This is a genomic window from Leclercia barmai (genome assembly GCF_049312895.1).
Taxonomy (GTDB): domain Bacteria; phylum Pseudomonadota; class Gammaproteobacteria; order Enterobacterales; family Enterobacteriaceae; genus Enterobacter; species Enterobacter barmai.
On sequence record NZ_JBMNWZ010000004.1, the window covers coordinates 58,976 to 78,495 of the forward strand.

20 protein-coding genes and 1 tRNA gene are annotated in these 19,520 nt (G+C 54.6%); 11 read left to right on the top strand and 10 right to left on the bottom strand.

Annotation, left to right across the window (positions count from 1 at the left end):
* The first annotated feature begins 3 nt into the window (after window positions 1-3).
* From recJ to lysS, 3 genes are all read left to right on the top strand, one after another.
* Window positions 4-1,737, top strand: a complete 1,734-nt coding sequence (gene recJ, locus ACOYA6_RS16045) for a single-stranded-DNA-specific exonuclease RecJ (RefSeq protein ID WP_039029839.1) — start codon at window positions 4-6, stop codon at window positions 1,735-1,737.
* A gap of 90 nt (window positions 1,738-1,827) precedes the next feature.
* A protein-coding gene (gene prfB, locus ACOYA6_RS16050) for a peptide chain release factor 2 (RefSeq protein ID WP_138370509.1) occupies window positions 1,828-2,926 on the top strand; the annotation gives its coding sequence in 2 pieces (ribosomal slippage) (window positions 1,828-1,902 and window positions 1,904-2,926; 1,098 coding nt in all).
* Window positions 2,927-2,935: 9 nt separating this feature from the next.
* A complete protein-coding gene (gene lysS, locus ACOYA6_RS16055) occupies window positions 2,936-4,453 on the top strand; it encodes a lysine--tRNA ligase (protein WP_422654996.1) in 1,518 nt (505 codons plus the stop codon).
* Window positions 4,454-4,499: 46 nt separating this feature from the next.
* Here lysS and idi read toward each other — a convergent pair whose 3' ends face one another.
* Window positions 4,500-5,051: an isopentenyl-diphosphate Delta-isomerase gene (gene idi, locus ACOYA6_RS16060; protein WP_039029842.1), complete on the bottom strand. Its 552-nt coding sequence runs from the start codon at window positions 5,049-5,051 to the stop codon at window positions 4,500-4,502.
* Window positions 5,052-5,232: 181 nt separating this feature from the next.
* On the opposite strand from idi, the gene actS reads away from it, so the two are divergent.
* Window positions 5,233-5,967, top strand: coding sequence for an amidase activator ActS (gene actS, locus ACOYA6_RS16065; protein WP_039029843.1), 735 nt, complete (start codon window positions 5,233-5,235; stop codon window positions 5,965-5,967).
* An 80-nt stretch (window positions 5,968-6,047) separates the two neighbouring features.
* Window positions 6,048-6,121, top strand: a tRNA-Gly gene (locus ACOYA6_RS16070).
* Between the two features lie 43 nt (window positions 6,122-6,164).
* Here the strand turns inward: ACOYA6_RS16070 and ACOYA6_RS16075 are convergent.
* The 5 genes from ACOYA6_RS16075 to ACOYA6_RS16095 all read right to left on the bottom strand — a co-directional run bounded on the left by ACOYA6_RS16075 (window position 6,165) and on the right by ACOYA6_RS16095 (window position 12,143).
* Window positions 6,165-6,890, bottom strand: a complete 726-nt coding sequence (locus tag ACOYA6_RS16075) for a fimbrial biogenesis chaperone (RefSeq protein WP_422654997.1) — start codon at window positions 6,888-6,890, stop codon at window positions 6,165-6,167.
* Complete coding sequence (locus tag ACOYA6_RS16080) at window positions 6,887-8,230, bottom strand: fimbrial protein (protein ID WP_422654998.1); 1,344 nt, start codon at window positions 8,228-8,230, stop codon at window positions 6,887-6,889. Before ACOYA6_RS16080 ends, ACOYA6_RS16075 begins: the two co-directional genes overlap by 4 nt.
* 16 nt (window positions 8,231-8,246) lie before the next feature.
* Entirely contained in the window at window positions 8,247-10,760 is a 2,514-nt protein-coding gene (locus ACOYA6_RS16085; protein ID WP_422654999.1) for a fimbria/pilus outer membrane usher protein, read from the bottom strand.
* A gap of 43 nt (window positions 10,761-10,803) precedes the next feature.
* Window positions 10,804-11,508 carry a fimbrial biogenesis chaperone gene (locus tag ACOYA6_RS16090; protein WP_039029860.1) on the bottom strand — a complete coding sequence of 235 codons (705 nt, stop codon included), beginning with the start codon at window positions 11,506-11,508 and terminating at the stop codon, window positions 10,804-10,806.
* A gap of 77 nt (window positions 11,509-11,585) precedes the next feature.
* Window positions 11,586-12,143: a fimbrial protein gene (locus ACOYA6_RS16095; protein ID WP_039029861.1), complete on the bottom strand. Its 558-nt coding sequence runs from the start codon at window positions 12,141-12,143 to the stop codon at window positions 11,586-11,588.
* Between the two features lie 594 nt (window positions 12,144-12,737).
* Here ACOYA6_RS16095 and ACOYA6_RS16100 point away from each other — a divergent pair.
* Window positions 12,738-13,367 (top strand): helix-turn-helix domain-containing protein, encoded by a 630-nt coding sequence (locus ACOYA6_RS16100; protein ID WP_039029862.1) that lies wholly within the window; start codon window positions 12,738-12,740, stop codon window positions 13,365-13,367.
* Window positions 13,368-13,482: 115 nt separating this feature from the next.
* Window positions 13,483-14,100, top strand: a complete 618-nt coding sequence (locus ACOYA6_RS16105) for an outer membrane beta-barrel protein (protein ID WP_039029863.1) — start codon at window positions 13,483-13,485, stop codon at window positions 14,098-14,100.
* Window positions 14,101-14,167: 67 nt separating this feature from the next.
* On the opposite strand, the gene ACOYA6_RS16110 is transcribed toward ACOYA6_RS16105, so the two are convergent.
* Window positions 14,168-14,530, bottom strand: coding sequence for a hypothetical protein (locus ACOYA6_RS16110; protein ID WP_422655000.1), 363 nt, complete (start codon window positions 14,528-14,530; stop codon window positions 14,168-14,170).
* Window positions 14,531-14,789: 259 nt separating this feature from the next.
* On the opposite strand from ACOYA6_RS16110, the gene yjdI reads away from it, so the two are divergent.
* Together yjdI and ACOYA6_RS16120 are read left to right on the top strand one after the other, a co-directional pair.
* Window positions 14,790-15,020, top strand: a complete 231-nt coding sequence (gene yjdI, locus ACOYA6_RS16115; RefSeq protein WP_422655001.1) for a 4Fe-4S mono-cluster protein YjdI — start codon at window positions 14,790-14,792, stop codon at window positions 15,018-15,020.
* Between the two features lie 10 nt (window positions 15,021-15,030).
* Window positions 15,031-15,303: a GNAT family N-acetyltransferase gene (locus ACOYA6_RS16120; RefSeq protein ID WP_039029866.1), complete on the top strand. Its 273-nt coding sequence runs from the start codon at window positions 15,031-15,033 to the stop codon at window positions 15,301-15,303.
* Window positions 15,304-15,337: 34 nt separating this feature from the next.
* Here ACOYA6_RS16120 and ACOYA6_RS16125 read toward each other — a convergent pair whose 3' ends face one another.
* Both ACOYA6_RS16125 and ACOYA6_RS16130 read right to left on the bottom strand, forming a co-directional pair.
* Entirely contained in the window at window positions 15,338-16,567 is a 1,230-nt protein-coding gene (locus tag ACOYA6_RS16125; RefSeq protein WP_138370515.1) for an amino acid permease, read from the bottom strand.
* A gap of 118 nt (window positions 16,568-16,685) precedes the next feature.
* Window positions 16,686-17,147: a multidrug/biocide efflux PACE transporter gene (locus ACOYA6_RS16130; RefSeq protein ID WP_039029868.1), complete on the bottom strand. Its 462-nt coding sequence runs from the start codon at window positions 17,145-17,147 to the stop codon at window positions 16,686-16,688.
* Window positions 17,148-17,252: 105 nt separating this feature from the next.
* Here ACOYA6_RS16130 and ACOYA6_RS16135 point away from each other — a divergent pair, with 105 nt between their 5' ends.
* Both ACOYA6_RS16135 and ACOYA6_RS16140 read left to right on the top strand, forming a co-directional pair.
* Window positions 17,253-18,128: a LysR family transcriptional regulator gene (locus tag ACOYA6_RS16135; protein WP_039029869.1), complete on the top strand. Its 876-nt coding sequence runs from the start codon at window positions 17,253-17,255 to the stop codon at window positions 18,126-18,128.
* Between the two features lie 72 nt (window positions 18,129-18,200).
* Window positions 18,201-18,728 carry a cupin domain-containing protein gene (locus ACOYA6_RS16140; RefSeq protein ID WP_156126885.1) on the top strand — a complete coding sequence of 176 codons (528 nt, stop codon included), beginning with the start codon at window positions 18,201-18,203 and terminating at the stop codon, window positions 18,726-18,728.
* A 14-nt stretch (window positions 18,729-18,742) separates the two neighbouring features.
* Here ACOYA6_RS16140 and ACOYA6_RS16145 read toward each other — a convergent pair whose 3' ends face one another.
* Window positions 18,743-19,519 (bottom strand): lysine/arginine/ornithine ABC transporter substrate-binding protein, encoded by a 777-nt coding sequence (locus ACOYA6_RS16145; protein WP_138370517.1) that lies wholly within the window; start codon window positions 19,517-19,519, stop codon window positions 18,743-18,745.
* Window position 19,520: the final 1 nt, after the last annotated feature.

Consider the following 19,520-nt stretch of genomic DNA (forward strand, 5'->3'; position numbering starts at 1 on the left):
CGCGTGAAATCTTCGACACAACTTCGTCGTCGTGAAGTGGACGAGAGCGCTGCGCTACCCGCAGAACTCTCGCCGCTGTTGCGTCGGCTATACGCCAGCCGTGGCGTGCGAAATGCAGACGACCTTGAGCGCAGCGTAAAGGGCATGCTCTCCTGGCAGCAGCTGAGCGGCGTCGAGCGCGCCACGGAGCTGCTGTACAACGCCTTGCGGGAAGGGACGCGCATTATCGTGGTAGGGGACTTTGACGCAGATGGCGCCACCAGTACCGCGCTGAGCGTGCTCAGCCTGCGGGCGATGGGGTGCGATAACGTCTCGTACCTGGTGCCGAACCGCTTCGAGGATGGCTACGGCCTGAGCCCGGAAGTGGTCGATCAGGCCCATGCCCGCGGCGCACAAATGATCCTCACCGTGGACAATGGGATCTCATCCCATGCTGGTGTCGATCGGGCGCATGCGCTCGGGATCCCGGTGCTGGTCACCGATCACCATCTGCCCGGCGATACATTGCCGGCGGCGGAAGCAATCATTAACCCTAACCTGCGCGACTGCGACTTTCCGTCGAAATCGCTGGCGGGGGTGGGGGTCGCGTTCTACCTGATGCTGGCCCTGCGTACACGGCTGCGTGATGAAGGCTGGTTTGAGGCGAAGGGCATTGCGGCGCCTAATCTGGCTGAATTCCTCGATCTGGTGGCGCTGGGTACCGTGGCGGACGTAGTGCCGCTGGATGCCAATAACCGCATTCTGACCTGGCAGGGCTTAAACCGCATTCGTGCGGGGAAATGCCGTCCGGGCATTAAGGCGCTGCTGGAGATCTCCAACCGGGATCAGCAGCGGCTGGCGGCCAGCGACCTGGGCTTTGCCCTGGGACCGCGTCTGAACGCCGCAGGGCGGCTGGATGATATGTCGGTGGGCGTGGCGCTGCTGCTGTGCGACAACATCGGCGAAGCGCGCGTGCTGGCCAACGAGCTGGATGCCCTGAACCAGACCCGCAAAGAGATCGAGCAGGGGATGCAGGCCGAAGCCCTGACCCTGTGCGAAAAGCTGGAGCGCAGCGGCGATACGCTGCCCGGCGGGCTGGCGATGTATCATCCCGAGTGGCATCAGGGCGTAGTGGGGATTCTGGCCTCGCGCATCAAAGAGCGTTTCCACCGTCCAGTGATCGCCTTTGCTCCGGCCGGAGACGGCACGCTGAAAGGATCTGGTCGGTCCATTCAGGGGCTTCACATGCGCGATGCGCTGGAGCGTCTTGATACGCTGCATCCAGGGCTGATGCTCAAATTTGGCGGCCATGCTATGGCGGCGGGACTGTCGCTGGAGGAGGCGAAATTCGACCAGTTCCAGCGTCTGTTCAGCGAACTGGTTACCGACTGGCTGGATCCTGCCCTGTTACAGGGTGAAGTGGTCACCGATGGCCCGTTAGCCCCGGCTGAAATGTCCATGGAGGTGGCGCAGATGCTGCGCGATGCCGGTCCGTGGGGACAGATGTTCCCTGAGCCGCTGTTTGACGGGCGTTTCCGCCTGCTGCAGCAGCGTCTGGTGGGTGAACGTCATCTGAAGGTGATGGTAGAACCGGTGGGCGGTGGCCCGCTGCTGGACGGCATCGCCTTTAACGTCGATACCGCGATCTGGCCGGACAACGGCGTACGTGAAGTCGAACTGGCCTATAAACTCGATATCAACGAGTTTCGCGGCAACCGCACCCTGCAAATCATCATCGACCATATCTGGCCACTTTAGCATCACTATTCCGCTATAAAACAGGGCGTGAATCCGGTACAATTCCGCCCTTACACCGCATTTTGACTCGTCCATAAAAGAAAACAGACCATGTTTGAAATTAATCCGGTAAAAAACCGCATTCAGGACCTCACAGAGCGCTCTGACGTTCTTAGGGGGTATCTTTGACTACGATGCCAAGAAAGAGCGTCTTGAAGAAGTAAACGCCGAGCTGGAACAGCCGGACGTCTGGAACGAACCTGAACGTGCACAGGCGCTGGGTAAAGAGCGTTCCTCTCTCGAAGCTATCGTAGATACGCTGGATCAAATGGCGCAGGGTCTGGATGACGTTTCCGGGCTGCTGGAGCTGGCCGTTGAGGCCGACGACGAAGAGACCTTCAACGAAGCCGTCGCAGAGCTCGACGTGCTGGAAGAGAAGCTGGCGCAGCTGGAATTCCGTCGTATGTTCTCCGGTGAGTACGACAGCGCCGACTGCTACCTGGATATCCAGGCCGGTTCCGGCGGTACAGAAGCACAGGACTGGGCCAGCATGCTGACCCGTATGTATCTGCGCTGGGCTGAAGCCCGCGGCTTCAAGACTGAGATCATCGAAGAGTCTGAAGGCGAAGTGGCAGGCCTGAAATCTGTCACCATCAAGATTATTGGCGATTACGCTTACGGCTGGCTGCGTACTGAAACCGGCGTTCACCGCCTGGTGCGTAAGAGCCCGTTTGACTCCGGCGGTCGCCGTCATACCTCGTTCAGTTCCGCGTTTGTCTATCCGGAAGTGGACGACGATATCGACATCGAAATCAACCCGGCAGATCTGCGTATCGACGTTTACCGCGCTTCCGGTGCGGGTGGTCAGCACGTTAACCGTACGGAATCTGCGGTGCGTATTACCCACATTCCTACCGGGCTGGTAACACAGTGCCAGAACGACCGTTCGCAGCATAAAAACAAAGACCAGGCCATGAAGCAGATGAAAGCGAAGCTTTATGAGCTGGAGATGCAAAAGAAAAATGCTGAGAAACAGGCGATGGAAGATAACAAATCTGACATCGGCTGGGGCAGCCAGATCCGTTCTTACGTCCTTGATGACTCCCGCATCAAAGACCTGCGTACCGGTGTCGAAACCCGTAACACGCAGGCGGTGCTGGACGGCAGCCTGGACCAATTTATCGAAGCAAGTTTGAAAGCAGGGTTATGAGGAACCAACATGTCTGAACAACACGCACAGGGCGCTGACGCGGTAGCCGATCTTAACAATGAACTGAAAACCCGCCGCGAGAAGCTGGCTGCACTGCGCGAGCAGGGCGTGCCGTTCCCGAACGATTTTCGTCGCGATCGCACCTCAGACCAACTGCACGCTGACTTCGACGATAAAGAGAACGAAGAGCTGGAAGCGCTGAACGTTGAAGTCGCCGTTGCAGGCCGCATGATGACCCGTCGTATTATGGGTAAAGCGTCCTTCATTACGCTGCAGGACGTTGGCGGCCGCATTCAACTGTATGTTTCTCGCGACGATCTGCCAGAAGGCATCTACAACGAGCAGTTCAAAAAGTGGGACCTGGGCGATATCCTGGGCGCGAAAGGCAAGCTGTTCAAAACCAAGACCGGCGAGCTGTCCATTCACTGCACCGAGCTGCGTCTGCTGACCAAAGCCCTGCGCCCGCTGCCGGACAAATTCCACGGTCTGCAGGATCAGGAAGCGCGCTATCGTCAGCGTTACCTGGATCTCATCTCAAACGATGAATCCCGCAACACCTTCAAAATTCGCTCCCAGATCATGGCCGGTATCCGCCAGTTCATGGTTGGCCGCGACTTTATGGAAGTTGAAACTCCGATGATGCAGGTGATCCCGGGCGGTGCGTCCGCGCGTCCATTCATCACCCATCACAATGCCCTGGACCTGGACATGTACCTGCGTATCGCGCCGGAACTGTACCTGAAGCGTCTGGTGGTAGGTGGTTTCGATCGCGTATTCGAGATCAACCGTAACTTCCGTAACGAAGGTATCTCCGTACGCCATAACCCAGAGTTCACCATGATGGAACTCTATATGGCCTACGCGGATTACAAAGATCTGATCGAGCTGACCGAATCCCTGTTCCGTACCCTGGCGCAGAATATTCTGGGTAAAACCGAAGTGCCATACGGTGACGAGGTGTTCGACTTCGGTAAGCCGTTCGTTAAGCTGACCATGCGCGAAGCAATCAAGAAATACCGTCCGGAAACCGAGATGGCGGATCTGGATAACTTCGACTCCGCGAAAGCGATCGCTGAGAGCATCGGTATCAAGGTTGAGAAGAGCTGGGGTCTGGGCCGTATAGTGACCGAGATCTTCGAAGAAGTGGCCGAAGCGCACCTGATTCAGCCTACCTTCATCACCGAATACCCGGCTGAAGTTTCTCCGCTGGCGCGTCGTAACGACGAGAACCCGGAAATCACTGACCGCTTTGAATTCTTCATCGGTGGCCGCGAAATCGGCAACGGCTTTAGCGAGCTGAACGATGCAGAAGACCAGGCGCAGCGCTTCCAGGATCAGGTTGATGCGAAAGCGGCGGGCGACGACGAAGCGATGTTCTTCGACGAAGACTACGTGACCGCGCTGGAACACGGCCTGCCGCCAACTGCAGGTCTCGGTATTGGTATCGACCGTATGGTGATGCTGTTTACCAACAGCCACACCATCCGCGACGTGATCCTGTTCCCGGCGATGCGTCCGGTAAAATAAGCCACTGTTGCTAAAAAGCCCCGACGTGTTACGCGTCGGGGCTTTTTTATTGCTTCGCGTTGGCCGCGAAGTGAAGTAATGCTTCTCTCGCAGCCCGGGCTTCCATAACCATCCACGGGCTGAACGCCCAGGGTGTGGCTTCCAGCGCGCCGAGCAGTGCCTCCAGTTTTACCCACTGATGTTCCATCACCTCGTCGCGATTAATCACCAGATCGCTGACGGCACGCGCCGCAAAAACCGGGCAGATCTCATTTTCGACAATCCCGGAAGGATCGGTTTCGCGGTAGCGAAATGCCGGGGCGACCGGTGCGATCCCGGCGATTTCTGTGCCGACTTCATAGCGACAGCGGCGGATCATCGCCTGCTCCAGGGTTTCACCCTGCTGCGGATGACCGCAAACCGAGTTGGTCCAGACGCCGGCCCAGGCTTTCTTACTCATGGCGCGACGCGTGACCAGCGTTTCCCCTTTGTCGTTGAATAGCCAACAGGAGAAAGCCAGATGAAGAGGGGTGTGCGAGGTGTGTACGGCGTATTTTTCCGCTGTTCCGATAGCCGTTCCGTGGTCGTTAACCAAAATGACGTGTTCGTGTGTACCCATTATCACTCCCGTGCTGAAATCGCCGGGCGATACTGACTTGTTATCCGCTAAGTTCAGCACGGCCAGGCCGCGGCGATTATAGCGTAATCGTCACAAAACTGTTTGTCGCATAGGGTGCTCTTGGGCATCCGGGGTGAGGCTGCTATGATAGCGCGGCCATTCACGTTGACGAGGAACTGTTTTGTTTGCAGGAAGCCCGACGAAAAACCCTGTTTCTGCTCTGTTTTGCCTGATCCTGGCCCTGTTGCTGGCGGGATGTGCGGGCAGTAACTCATCGGATTCTGGTGTGTATACCGTTAAACGCGGCGATACGCTGTACCGCATCTCGCGTGCGACCGGCACCAGCGTGAAGGATCTGGCACGCCTGAACAATATTTCTCCGCCTTACACCATCGAAGTGGGGCAAAAGCTGAAGGTTAACGGCACCAGCACCACGGCCAAAAAATCCTCCTCAAAGAGCCGCGGGAAAACCGCCGCCGTCACGCCTTCTTACGTCGTGCCTAAATCCTCCTGGCCGCCTGTCGGGCAGCGCTGCTGGGTCTGGCCTGCCAGCGGTAAAGTGGTGCTTCCTTACTCCACCGCGGAAGGGGGAAACAAAGGCATTGATATCGCGGGCACCCGTGGCGCACCGGTATATGCCTCTGATGCGGGGAAGGTGGTTTACGTCGGCAATCAGCTGCGCGGTTATGGCAACCTGATCATGATTAAGCATGGCGAGGATTACATCACTGCCTATGCCCATAACGACACCATGCTGGTGAATAACGGGCAAAACGTGAAGGCCGGGCAGAAGATCGCCACTATGGGCAGCACCGGATCCAATACCGTGGCGCTGCATTTCCAGATCCGCTATCGGGCGACGGCTATCGATCCGGTACGCTATCTACCCGCGCCGGGCGGTAAACCGAAGTGCTAAGTGGTTATTTTATCGCCGGTTAGCGCGCGGGAGTCTTGTCAGAAGGGGCGTAAGGTCTATAATGCTTTACGCACCTCAAAGCGGGCGTAGTTCAATGGTAGAACGAGAGCTTCCCAAGCTCTATACGAGGGTTCGATTCCCTTCGCCCGCTCCAGAACCTCTTTCTATGTAAGAACTTATCCCGCAGCTAACCCACGCTATTGCTGCAGCGAAACCATTTTTTCTACCGATACCCCGCTGTCATTTAAATATCGAACACGCAGTCGCGATCCGTCCGGCATGCCCTTAACCGCATCCAGCGGATAACGCCGCGTGCTGAATGTTCTGATCATCATATCGGGTTGCTGGGTGACCTTCTGTTCATGCGTACCCTTTAACAGAGCAAGCGAGGTAAACGAGATATTCAGCGGTGTAGGGTTATTGCACTCAACCGCCCAGCCTTTGCCATCGGGTACCAGACGAAAAGCCAGCTTTTTCACCGCCTCTTCCAGCGTCATGGTGAGACCTTTTGGGCGCCAGAACAGCTTCATTTGCGTATTCATCGCCACCGTCAGGCGTGCAGCTTCAGCCTTTTTTGCCGACAGGGGGGGGATTTCGTAAAGGTTGATCCAGAAAACAGACTCACGATCCTGAGGTAACGGATCCTGATTGTAGATAAGCCGTAACCCCTGACGCTCTCCCGGTTTCAGGCGAAACACCGCAGGCAGCGCAACAAAAGGCGCGGCGGCAGATTCCGGATCGCCTATGCCGTCATCCACCCAGCTCTGCACGACCACCGGATACTTATTGGTATTCACCAGCATCAGCGATTGCTCCCGCTTGCCCGCCGGATAAATTACCCGCGTGCCGGCAGCCATAATCCCTGCATGCAGCGGGGATGAGATCAGCAGGCACAGAAGCCAGAGAACAGACCTTTTCATCATTGCATTTTCACCAGCACATACGCCGTCGCATGCACCTTACCTGGCGTTATCTCCTTGCCGCTCAGTTTTTTCAGCGTGGCGATAAAGGAGTAGGTGTAATAGGTGTAGCCGCTCGTGACGCTGCCCATCGCTTTAGCGCCCTGCAACACCGGGTACCAGCCCGCGCTGTTTCCGCCCGGCTTAAGCGTTGCTATACCAGGCTGGCCGACAAAGTTAAGGGTTTGTCCCGGATTAGCACTGTTTGCCAGCGTAATACCTACCCCTTTCGCCATATCCGGGTCGTTATAGTTGTCCGACACCAGTGCGCTCACGCCGCCGCTGCTGTTGACCAGTCCAAGGCTCTGCGCCGCGGCATAGGCGCCTTCAGAAACCTGGAAACCCATCGCCGTCTGCGTATCGGCCACCCCGGACTTAGCCGAATCACTGCACTCAACCTGCACCGAAAACGACGAGCTTGCCCCCATCCCGGCTTCGAGCTCGGCGGTAGAGATTGTCGGCAGAAGGACTATTGGATCCGCACTGCGGGCCACGCAGGTTGGGTTGCTGTAAATGGAGCTGCCGGTACGCATCCCATAGCCAAAGCCGTTATCTGCTCCCCAGAAACTAAAATCTGTAGAGCTATCTTCCCCGACTTCATCGTGGGCGAAAGCAAATGAAACAGAGGGATCGCCGGAAAGCTGAATGTAGGCGTTCGGTTGTATGCAGCTGTATACCTTGCCGGTAGGTTTGCCGTAGGCCAGACCAGAACCATCAGTATTATTGTTTCCGCAATAGGCTGATTTAGCAGACGTTCCTGGTAAGGCGCTAATGCGGTACAGCTCGGCCTGCAGCGGCGGGATATCCTGGAGGCGAATCTGAATTTTCCCTGCTGAGGTGGTGGCCCACGAGGTAACGGGCATTTTCTGCCAGGTGCGTTTTAGCGTTATGCCCGCCATGGTCTGACGTAACCCAACGTAAGCGAACCAGGTTGCATAGACGTCCGTCAGCCCATCATTAGTACCAATGTCATAGTAGCCGCCCACCCGGTCATCACCGTTGGTCGCCACCAGGAAATAGATGTTTGCGAGATCCGCCTCGTCACACTCCCAGAGCACCGTCGAGCCCGTCGAGCCGCCATAGGTGTAATTTGTGGGCGGTACCACGACGCTTCCCAGTAAGGAGCCTACCGGAACGAAATACGTATCCGTCAGGTTGATTTTTCCGAACGGAATGATCGCCGTATAGCCGTCCTCCGTTTGCAGTTTAGTGGTCTTAGTGCAACGACTCCATCCGGGCATGGCACTCAGGAGCAGCGCAAGGCCGAGGCAGAGTTTCAGTAGCAATCCTCTGTTTTTTTTCATCATCACTTCCTGAACCTTAACCTGAACATACTGACGTTAATCTGACCATGGGCTGCCCGGCTTCGGCGTGGGCGATGGTAAAGGGCAGGTAGCAGCGATCGCTGGGCTGCTCACCCCAGCGCACGGTAAACCGCCCACTGGTTTGTTCACTGCGAACATAGATCTGCCCGCCCTGACCGGTCATGCCGACAATGTTGCCGTTGTCATCCAGGACATCGGCCCCAAGAGGCAAAACTTCCCCGTCCGGGAAGCGCGATTTGATCAACAGCGCCGTGCCGCGACGTGTGCGGAACACCACTTTGCTGGCCGCCCCTGCAACCGGTGCAATTCGTTTTTCGCTATCGACCAGCTCGGCATCGCCATCCATATTTTGCGGATCGAGCGTTATCCGGTTGTAGCGATACGGCGTGACGGCAGGGATAAGCGCATAGCCATTGCCGTCGACGGTTACCTGCTGAGAGTTGTATACCTGGGCGCCCTCGGCGCCTTTCGCTTCAACCAGGGCAAAGGTATCGCTCAGATAGGGGCCTAAGGTGATCCCACCCGAATGGATAGCCATCGCGCCCTGGGCATTGCCGGACGCCTGCCAGTATCCCTGGCCCTGCGCGGCATTCAGCCCTACTGTTGTATCGGCCAGGCGCTTCTGCAGGTTCCCGCTGATTACGGTCTGCTTGTACTGCTGATCGCGACTCACGTTGATGCCGTAGTTGGTCGTCTGTTTCTCATCAAGCATGCCGGAGACCGAACTCTGATACTGATCCCCGCCGTTGGTGGAGTGGGTCCAGGAGTTACTCAGGGTCGGGGCGCGCGGATCGGTAGTGCCCAGCGGGATGGAGACAGACAGCGATGTCACCGTCTCCATGGTGCCACTGTCGTCATAATCCCCCATCTGCTGACGGGAGATGGACAGGTTCGCGCCGATCCCGTACATGAAGCTTTTGCTGTAACCAAACTGCAGCTGCGTATCCCGGCTGCGGCCATCGCGATAATCCTGGGTTGAGCCTGACAGAAACACGCTCCCGAGCTCCCCAAGGTTCTGATTCAGGGAGAGCTCAAAGCGGGACTGCTGGCTGTAGGTGGTGGACTCCCAGCTTTCGCCTGTTTTCGCCGCCTGGCGTACACCGAGGACATCAGTGAGATCCCGGTAGCCGCTAGTGGAATAGCGATAGCCAGCAAGTGACACCGTGGTGTCCGTTGCCGGAAACGTTTTGCTCCAGGAGAGATGCGCCATTCCCCCGCTGATATAGCCCGTATCCGGGAGTTCGGCATGCGACCAGGTCATGTCCATCCCCAGTGCGCCAAACCAGCTGCCGTAGACCCCGCCCAGCATCACGGCCTGATAAGCATCTGCGAGGAGCAGCCCGCTGTTCATGGTGACGCTGTTACTTAAACCACGTTGCCAGGTGAGATCGCTAAAAGCCGATTCATCGCCGCTATCGAGCGTTTTCCCCATCTCAACGCTGTAGCGAGAAACGCCCGCACGCATGGACTCGGGAACCGCAGAAAACGGGACGCTGAACCGGTTGACGGAGCCGTCAGCCTCGGTCACTTCTACATCAAGGTCGCCGCTATAGCTGGTAGGGTAGAGGTCGGTAATTTCAAATGCGCCGGGAGCGACCGTGGTCTGGTAAATTTCCTGGCCATTCTGACGCACCGATACTTTGGCGTTGCTGGATGCGACGCCGCGGATCACCGGTGCATAGCCTCGCATGGAATCAGGCAGCATGCGATCGTCGCTCGCCAGGCTGACGCCTTTGTAATTCATACCGGAGAAAAAGCGCCCTGACGTCACGAGCTGGCCCATCATCATCTGGCTGCCGATCTTCGGTAGCGGTCTTTGCAGATAGCGACGAATGTTTTGCCAGTCGCTGCCGCTATCCCGGCTCCAGTTCAGGTTGGATATTTGTCGGTACTGCCATTTGCCGAGATTAAGCCCGCCGTTCAGGGATAACCACGCGGAATCCTGATCGTTGGTGTTCTCCCCGGAATAGGAGACGTGGTAGTAGTTACTGATGTAATTGACAAACCCCATCGCACTGCCGACGTCTAAATCGTCAGGGTTAACATAGCCGCGCGCATCGTTGCTCATATCCGTTTGCGGCACGCTAAGATTCAGGCGCAGCTCGGCCATATTCATATCGACACTGCTGCCTTTCACCGCCTGGCTGAATAAAAAACAGCCCTTATCGGTTTTGGCGTGCGCGGATGCCTGCGGATCAAATTTAATTCCGGCGCTTTTGAAAAGTTCCGGTGACAGGCAGAGGGCGACGCTATTGTCTGCATCGTTAACAAATTCGACGCTCATGGTGTCGATAAATCGGGTGTTTACATAGACATCTACTTTGTAGATGCCTGCGGCAATACTGTCTTTCCGCGTAAACTGCTCCAGGGTAGCCTGACTGAATTTCCCCCCGCGAAACAGGGCGGGTTCAAAAGTATAATCGTCTGCTGATGAGTCATCAGGACCGCCAGCCGCCAGCGCCACAGGAACAGAAGCGATAACAGCACATAAAATAACAACGTATTTCATTTGCGTTATCCGCCTGTGCGAAATAATGCGTGCTGCTCTTTTTTTACAGCACCCTTTCACTGACGGTATCCATGCCGTAGTCGTTCACTAACGTCAGCCGTAAACGCGCGCCTTTAAGACTTTTTACGGGAGTGGAAAGCGACCATTCACTGGAGGATTTAGGGGCGACCATTACCGAATCCGCCAGGCGGACTTCGCGGCCCTGAATTATCAGGCTGGCCCGGCGAATAACGGCAAAATAGCCCCCAGGGTTTGTCACCTGAATGTTTTTCCCTTTCAGCGCGAAGGTAAGATTCTTCGCGGTATCGCCCTGGCGACCGGTTATTCCCTGAGGACGATAAAATATTTTTACGCGGTTTGTTATGGAGAGGACCAGTTGATTACTGCCTTGATTTGCTGTTTTAGTGGCGGGTAACTGGGTGAAATTCATATAAAAAATCGCCTCACGATCCTGAGGTAAATTTTTACCTGTGTACATCAAACGCACCGACTGTCCCGCTTTAGGCTCCATGCGAAATATTTGTGGCGTAATAACAAAATCGCCATCCTCTGAAGCACTATTTTTCTGACCCTTGTCCGTCTCAATCTGGACAATATAAGGTTGACTATCCTGGTTTCTTAACTGAACGCATTTTTCACGGTTCTGGGCAGGATAGATTATTCGGGTGCCAGTCATTACCACGCTGGCAAAAGCGTTCTGGCTGAGAATTAAAAAAAGCGTAACCAGCAAAGTGGAATAAGTGCGCATGTTACGCTCTCCTGAATTATTAATAAATGTGCGGCGGAATTCTGGCTGGAAGTCTTCCTCCAGCCAGTTCAGAACAATCAGAAATAGCTCAGGGTATACTCTGCAACAGCAGTGATTTTACCTGGCTTGGCGGAAGCAGCATCGACCACATAATATTGCGCACCAAAATCATGGCTTGCTGACGTTTCAGTTGCTTTCAGAACCAGACCGCTAACAGAGGTTGGACCAGAAAGGATGACAGGGTTAGTTCCATCGCTGGAAGCGGTTAACTGAATACCGTAACCAACAGCAGCATTATCTGTCGCGCGGTTACCCAGCACCCCTGAAGAGACATCAACATCATATCCCAGGAATTTAGTCTTGATATTAAGATCGGCCTCAGGCGCAGTACATCCACTAACGGAAACAGTGAATGGCGTGAGACCCGCTTTCTGCCCATTTGCCAGCGTCGTTCCAAAATCAGCGGTGGCGACGGTTGGCAGCATCACGACAGAGTTTGTTTGTCCGTTAATATTGACAGAACAAGTCTGATCGGTGACCTCGCCCTGGAAAGTCACTGTAGGTGCTGCAAAAACAGCACAAGGTAAAATCCCTACAGCCACAAGCAGTGCTACTTTTTTCAACTGATTAATCATTTTATATCCTTATATAATAATTTAATTTACTCACAACCTCACTCCTGTGAGGGGCGCTGCTTTAAACTTAAACCTTTATATCTCTGCTATAGTGACCTTACCTTTTTAGCGATTTATAAGGGATATTTGAAGTATAAAACAATGAGCGTTGCCAACAATATCCGCTCCAGGATAATAATGGTCAGGAAATAGTGGTTATCGCATCAATACATTTTGACAGTGGCCGTAAGTTAATGTAAGCGCGGGGGAAGGGCAATAAAGCAGAAATTAATTATGCGCAACTGAAATGGTGGGTTTTATTGCCCAGATTATCGAATCTACTCCAGCGTTTTGCTACCTGACATATGCTTACCAACAGTTTACAATCTTCGAACAAGCTCCCCACCTCCCGACCTTGCTCATTGTAAAAAATTTAAAAATAAACAACATAAATTTTACCCGCCGTAGAGATATTGCTATATCTGAATATCGGAAAGTGTTTTAAATCTGCATCAAAGTCAGGGTGCTGCAGAGGCGAATCAGGCCGCACCGCGCAACTTACAGGTTTGCTCCAGAGGCTAATCTGGCTGTGATGCAAAGCTATCAGGTAATACTATGCATCTTATGTCACCCATACGTCCCGAAAATTCCATGCAGCGTTTGTTGGCGGCGCTTGAGCCCATTGCTGATAAAATCCAGGTGATCCCGCGCAAAAGAATGACCTGGAACTACAAAGGCCGTCCCCAGCTCTACTTTTTTCTTGAGGGGGAGCTCTCCATACTGCGTGCCTCCGATGGGCTGCTGATTGTCACCGTGTATGAAGCGCATCTTTTTGGCATTGCAGAGATGATCCAGCCAACGAAAGGCCATATTTTGCGTACCGAATCTGAATCAACAATGTTACGGATTGATGCAAAACTGGCGGCTGAGATCATCTGCCAGCAGGGGTTGTGGGAGGACGTTGCCGCGGTGCTCTCGTACCATACCGCTTATCTGTTTTATCGTGATGCATTAGTCGTGCAACAACGAACCTATTCGGTAATACGTAACCATCTGCTTGAGATGATAACGTTGCCGGAACAGACGCGCATGCGAACATCAATTCTGGATTATATTCAGGACAGAACGCTACTTTCGCGCAGCAGTGTATTGAATGTGATCTCCGCGTTGAAAAAAGAGGGCTATATTGCCTTCAAACGTGGCGGTTATCTCCTGGAAATAAAGGCGTTACCCGAAAATTTTTGATTGAAAATTTAATTTTAAACAGAATGATAATTAACCTGACAGCGGTTTTTGTATATCGTTTGCCTACTGAAATAAATAACGAAATTTACCTCCAGTAAGTTTAAACGAGATTGTTATGAAAAAGACCGTTGTTGCTTTAATTATCGTAAGTGCTTTCACGACTACCGCAGCGTTTGCCGCGGGCGATGCCGGAACCTGGTACAGTGGTGGAAAGTTCGGTTGGTCACACTATTTCGATGCCAGTACAGGTAGCAAAGCGCTGGATAATAATAGTGGCTCAAACCATTTTGACGTAGACCATGACAACGTAGGTGGTGGAATTTACACCGGTTACCAGATTAACTCGTGGCTGGCTGTCGAAGGTGGCTACGACTATTTAGGTAACATGCAGATTAAAGGTCATCACAGCGGCGCCGGAGCCACACTGAAAAGTCAGGGGATCCAGATGTCCCTGAAAGCGAGCTATGCCATCACGCCAGAGTGGGACCTGTATGGCCGGGCCGGGGCAATGGGATACCGGGCGGAATCTGATGTAAGCGGTCATAATCGCTTTGAAACCGGTGTTCGTCCGCTGGCTGCTGTGGGCACCGAGTATGCCTTCAACAAAAACTGGGCAGGACGCCTTGAATATCAATGGGTAAGCAACGTAGGTAATGCCAATCAGATTGGGGTAAGCGCTGACGTTAGTACGGTTACGGCCGGGCTGAGTTATCGTTTTGGCCAGAACGATTGACGTACCTCTAGCCATGACTCTGCGTACAAGCCCGGCACTTACCTGCCGGGTTTTTTTATATTGGGGATTAGCCTGCCAGAACCGGTTTTAGCACGACATGAATCTGCTCCAACCCTGTTTCATTATTTTCTTTAAGGTATTGCTGATTCATCATGGCTAATGCTTCTAATCTGGAAAGGGATGTGTAGACTGGCTGCACATCGCTATCCATTTCGAATATCTCTTTCTGTTTTACATCCTGTAAATATTGTTTTTTTATCGTGTCGGTAAGCGTAGCAATATCCTTTTTATTGGTATTGTACAGCGAGGCGATATGTGATGTCGGGACAGGGTGCGTTTTTGCACCAGGAAGCACTAAAGGAATGTGCATTCGATTAATCTGCTCTACTTTGTCTGGTTTTGGCGTGCTACAACCGCTGACTGAAATCATACTGAATAACAGTATAAATGATGGTATGGTTCTCATTATCTGACCTGTATTGCTGAAAAACAGCGTTAATTATCCCGTCTGGATAATCAGATTGCAGAGTAATGTTGTTTATTTTTAAATATTCCGGATGCTCGCCACTGGAATTCGTCTCGTGAGGTCCGGTCATAAGCTTTTAAAATTAGCACTGTCTCAGTAGGTTGAATGATAATATCGCGCTATGCTTGTTCCCGGACCCCATAATAACTACAGAGGCAATGTCATGGATAACGAACTGCTGGAGGCGGGATACCGGGCCTATACCGGTGAGAAAATTGACGTCTACTTCAACACCGGTATCTGTCAGCACTCGGGAAACTGCGTGCGCGGCAGCGCTAAGCTCTTCAACCTGAAACGTAAGCCGTGGATCATCCCCGATGAAGTGGATGTCGAAACGGTTGTGCGTGTGATCGACTCCTGCCCAAGCGGCGCACTCAAATACCGCCACAAATAAGCGAGAAACCATGGAAATTCAGGAAGGCCATAACAAGTTTTACGTGAACGATGCCGAGGGCAATCAGGTCGCGGAGATCGTTTTTGTTCCTACCGGCGAGCATCTCAGCATTATCGAGCATACGGATGTCGACCCCAGCCTGAAAGGTCAGGGCGTGGGCAAACAGCTGGTGGCGAAGGTCGTGGAAAAGATGCGCGCTGAAAACCGCAAAATCATTCCCCTGTGCCCGTTCGCCAAACATGAATTTGATAACACCCGCGAATACGACGATATCCGCGCCTGATTCTGAACCTGCAGCCTGCTGCAGGTTCCCTCTCTTAAGCGATAAACATCACCGACACGCACAACACCCCGACAATCAGCGTCAGCACATTGCCGACGGAGCGGTATGGCTTCAGGGCCGGAATGAGGAACGTCGACAGGGTCGGCATGATAAACAAGATCATGGCGATAAGCGGCCCGCTGATGGCGTAGATCATCGAGATGGCGTTGGGATTAATGCAGCACACCGCAAAGGTGATCAAGGATACGCCCATCACCGACACGGCCCGGTTAAAGGCCCGGCTTTTCTTCACCCCAGCCTGATTTAACGCGGACTTCACCATCTCCGTGGCCCCCTCAATCACCCCGAAATAGGTCCCGAGGAACGACTTCGACATGGCGACAATGGCGACCACAATCCCGGAGATCCCAAGCCAGGAGGGGGAGGAGGGCATCATGGACAGCGCCGAGAGAATGGTCACCCCTTGCTCTTTGGCAGCGACGATGTACGACGGGGGGATCGACAGCAGGCAGCTGAAGACAAAGAACAGCACGCTCAGGCAGATAATCAGGTAGGCCACCTTCATGATGCGGGTGCATTTGCCCATCGCGGCATCGCCATATTTCTCCTGCCGATCGACGGCAAAGGTCGAGATAATCGGAGTATGGCTGAAGGCAAATACCATCACCGGAATGGAAATCCACACCTGGTGGAGCGTATGTTGATCGAATGCCATCTGGCTGGTAAGCAGCGACGGCTGCCAGCTCTGGGTGAGATAGAGGGACACCAGCAGGAAGTAAGCGATTAGCGGGAAAACCAGAAAGCCCATCACCCGGATGGTGACATGCCGCCCCATCAGAAAGATCAGGTTCAGCGCCAGCACCACGCCGAGGCTCACCAGCACCCGCACGGTGGTGTCCACCGTCATATGCTTCGCCAGCTGTTCCGTCAGGGAGTTGGTGATGGCCACGGCATAGATCTGCACCACCACAAAAAAGGCGATGAAATAGAGCGTGGTGATCAGATTGCCGATCTTCTTCCCGTAGTAGTGCGTGACCGCGCCGGTGATCCCTTCGCTACCTTTGGTTTTTGCGCTCAGGATGAACTGGCATAACGCTTTGTGGGGCCAGTAGGTGAATGGATATGCCACAAGGGCGGTGATAAACAGGACGACAGCGCCCGCAGACCCTAGCTGGATGGGCAGAAACAGGGTTCCTGCGCCCACGGCCGTGCCATACAGGGCAAAGCTCCAGAGGGTCTCTTCTTTAGACCAGATTTTCGACATGAGAGAAACGTATCAACTATAAAACCAACAAAAAGGAGACTATTTTACCATAATGATGGGTTGGGGTCGCAGTTGACGCTACGGGAAGCTGGCCGGAAAGCATTTCCGGCCGGAGGGATTAGTACGTGGCAGCCTGGCGCTGCTGGCGTCGCTTCATAATGCGATCCCGCAGAGTGTCATACGCCCAGTTATAAACCATGGTGTACGGCAGGAAGAAGATGAAGAAGCCGATCTCCAGGGTGAAGGCCTGCAGCAGGCTCACGCCCAGCACCAGCGACACAATGCCGACGCCGATAAAGATGAACCCGACTTCAAAGCCAAGCGCGTGCAGGGCGCGGACTTTCGCGGTGCGGGGCACCTCATGTCGCGGCCACAGCCTGTCAAACACAGCGTTAAAGATGATGTTCCAGATCATCGCCGTGGTGGCGAGGATAATGGTTAACCCACCCATTTCGAGCACCGGACGCTGCATCAGCCATGCGGTGGTCGGGGCGAGAATCGCCGTGGCGATACCTTCAAAACAGACGGCGTGGAAAATGCGTTCCGGCAGTTTTCTGCGCTGAACATCGTTGTGCTGCATAACGTCTTACCTCAAAAATAAGCCAGGATGGGCAAATAATGCGGCTATTTTTATCGTTTAAACTGATATATAAAAGTTAGATCCCATCGATAAAGTAGATACATCATGCGCTATTCACCCGAAGCGTTAACCGCGTTTGTCGAGACGGTGGCGGCGGGCTCGTTCTCCGCCGCAGCCCGCCGCCTGCGTAAAAGCCAGTCCACTATCAGTACCGCCATCGCCCATCTGGAAGACGATCTGGGCTTCGCCCTGTTCGATCGCAGCGCCCGCCAGCCGGTGCTTACCGCTCAGGGGAAGCAGGTGCTGGGCTATGTTCAGTCGATTCTGGCCGCCAGCGCCCGGCTGGATGAACTGGCGGTCTCCCTCAGCGAAGAGACCGAAGCGCGGCTGACCTTTGTCCTCTCCGATACCCTGCACCCGGACGTGCTGGAGGATATGCTGTTTCGTTTTGATGAGCGTTTCCCCCATACCGAATTCGAATGTCTGATTGGCGAAGAGGAAGACGTCATCGACCTGCTGCAAAAAGAGCGGGCGCAAATCGGCCTTACCGAGGCGCGGGAGAGCTATCCCACCGACATCGCCGCCGTTCGCCTGCCGATGCAAACCCATATGGCGATCTACACCTCGGCCAGCCATCCGCTGGCCGGGCAACAGCGCCTTGAAGCCGATGAGCTGCACGGCTGGCGGGAGCTGCGCCTGAACACCTATCTGGAGCGGGAACCGGTGCTGGCGCAGGGGCCTGTCTGGTCGGCGCCCAACTATCTGATGCTGCTCAGCATGGCGGTGCAGGGCTTCGGCTGGTGCGCGCTGCCCTGTGCGCTGGTGGAGGAGTTCGCCCCGGCAAAAGCGCTGGTGCAGCTCAACGTGCCGGGCTGGCCGCGCTCGGTGGCGATCGATCTGCTGTGGAACAAACGCTCCCCACCGGGAACGGCAGGCAACTGGCTGCGCCATTATCTGCAGCAAACAGCGGATCCGCTGTGATGAAGGCTGTAGCGGTAGTGAAATAAAAACGCACTACACTTAACTGAGTTTCATCACTGACTGAGAAAACCCATGACCGCGAAAGATACCATTACGCCCCGGGTGCTGATGCTCTCAGCGAAAGACTGGGTGCCGAATAATCCCCATCTGCCGGTGCTTATCTATAAAGGGGTGATAACGGATGGCGATATTGCCAGCCAGTTTGAACAACGGTTCGCCGACAACGGCTGGCCGCCCCAGTGGCGCGACGGGATCTTCGATTATCACCATTACCATTCCACCGCACATGAGGTGCTCGGCATTGCCCGGGGATCGGCGCGGCTGGTCATTGGCGGGCCGGGTGGGGAAGAGATGGAGGTGGAAGCGGGGGATGCACTGTTACTGCCTGCGGGAACCGGACATTGCCGCTTATCAGCCTCCCTCGATTTTCTGGTGGTAGGGGCGTATCCGCCGGGCATGGAGTTCGATCTGTGCAAGCAGGCGGCGACCCCAGCGATCCTGGCGCGCATCGTTGCGCTGCCGTTTCCTGAGCGGGACCCGTTAAACGGCGACTCGCCTCCCTTAACGCAGTTCTGGAAATCACCGCCCTTCAGCCAGTGAAGGGCGGAACAACGCTATTTGCCGGTATAGATATCGAAGCTGAAGTATTTCGCGGCGAGCTTTTTATAGGTACCGTCGGCGAGGATCGCGGCGATAGCGCCGTTCAGATCCTTACGCAGCTGCTCATCCTCTTTACGCAGGCCGATGGCTGCCCCGGCGCCAAACAGGGCGTCGTCCTGCAGCGCACCGCCGACAAAGGCAAACTCTTTGCCCTGCGGTTGGCTGAGGAAGCTATAATCCGCCATCACCCCAGAGAGCACCGCCCCATCGATACGCCCCGATTCCAGGTCGCGAATCACCTGGTCCGCACCCTGATAGGCCACCACGTTAACGCCCTTGCCGCGCCACTGCTCGTTGGCATAGGTCTCCTGAGCGGAACCCTGCTCCACGCCGATGGTTTTCCCTTTCAGCTGATCCACGCTGTTGCCGGGAAGCGTGTTTTTGCGTGCCACCAGGAAGGCCGGGCCGCTGTAGATCTTGTCGCTAAAGGCAATCTGCTCTTTGCGTTTGTCGGTGATGTACATCCCCGAAAGGATGGCATCAAACTTACGCGCCTTCAGGGACGGAATGATGCCGTCGAAATTGCTTTCAACCCAGACGCATTTCGCCTGCAGCTGCTGGCAGATGGCATTGCCCAGATCGATATCGAACCCGACCACCTCGCCCTGCGGGTTCTTGGACTCAAACGGGGCAAAGGTCGGATCCACGCCAAAACGCAGCTCTTTAGTCTCTGCCGCGAAGGCGGATGAGGCAGCCAGCAGTGCCACCAGCGGTAAAAGGTATTTTTTCATT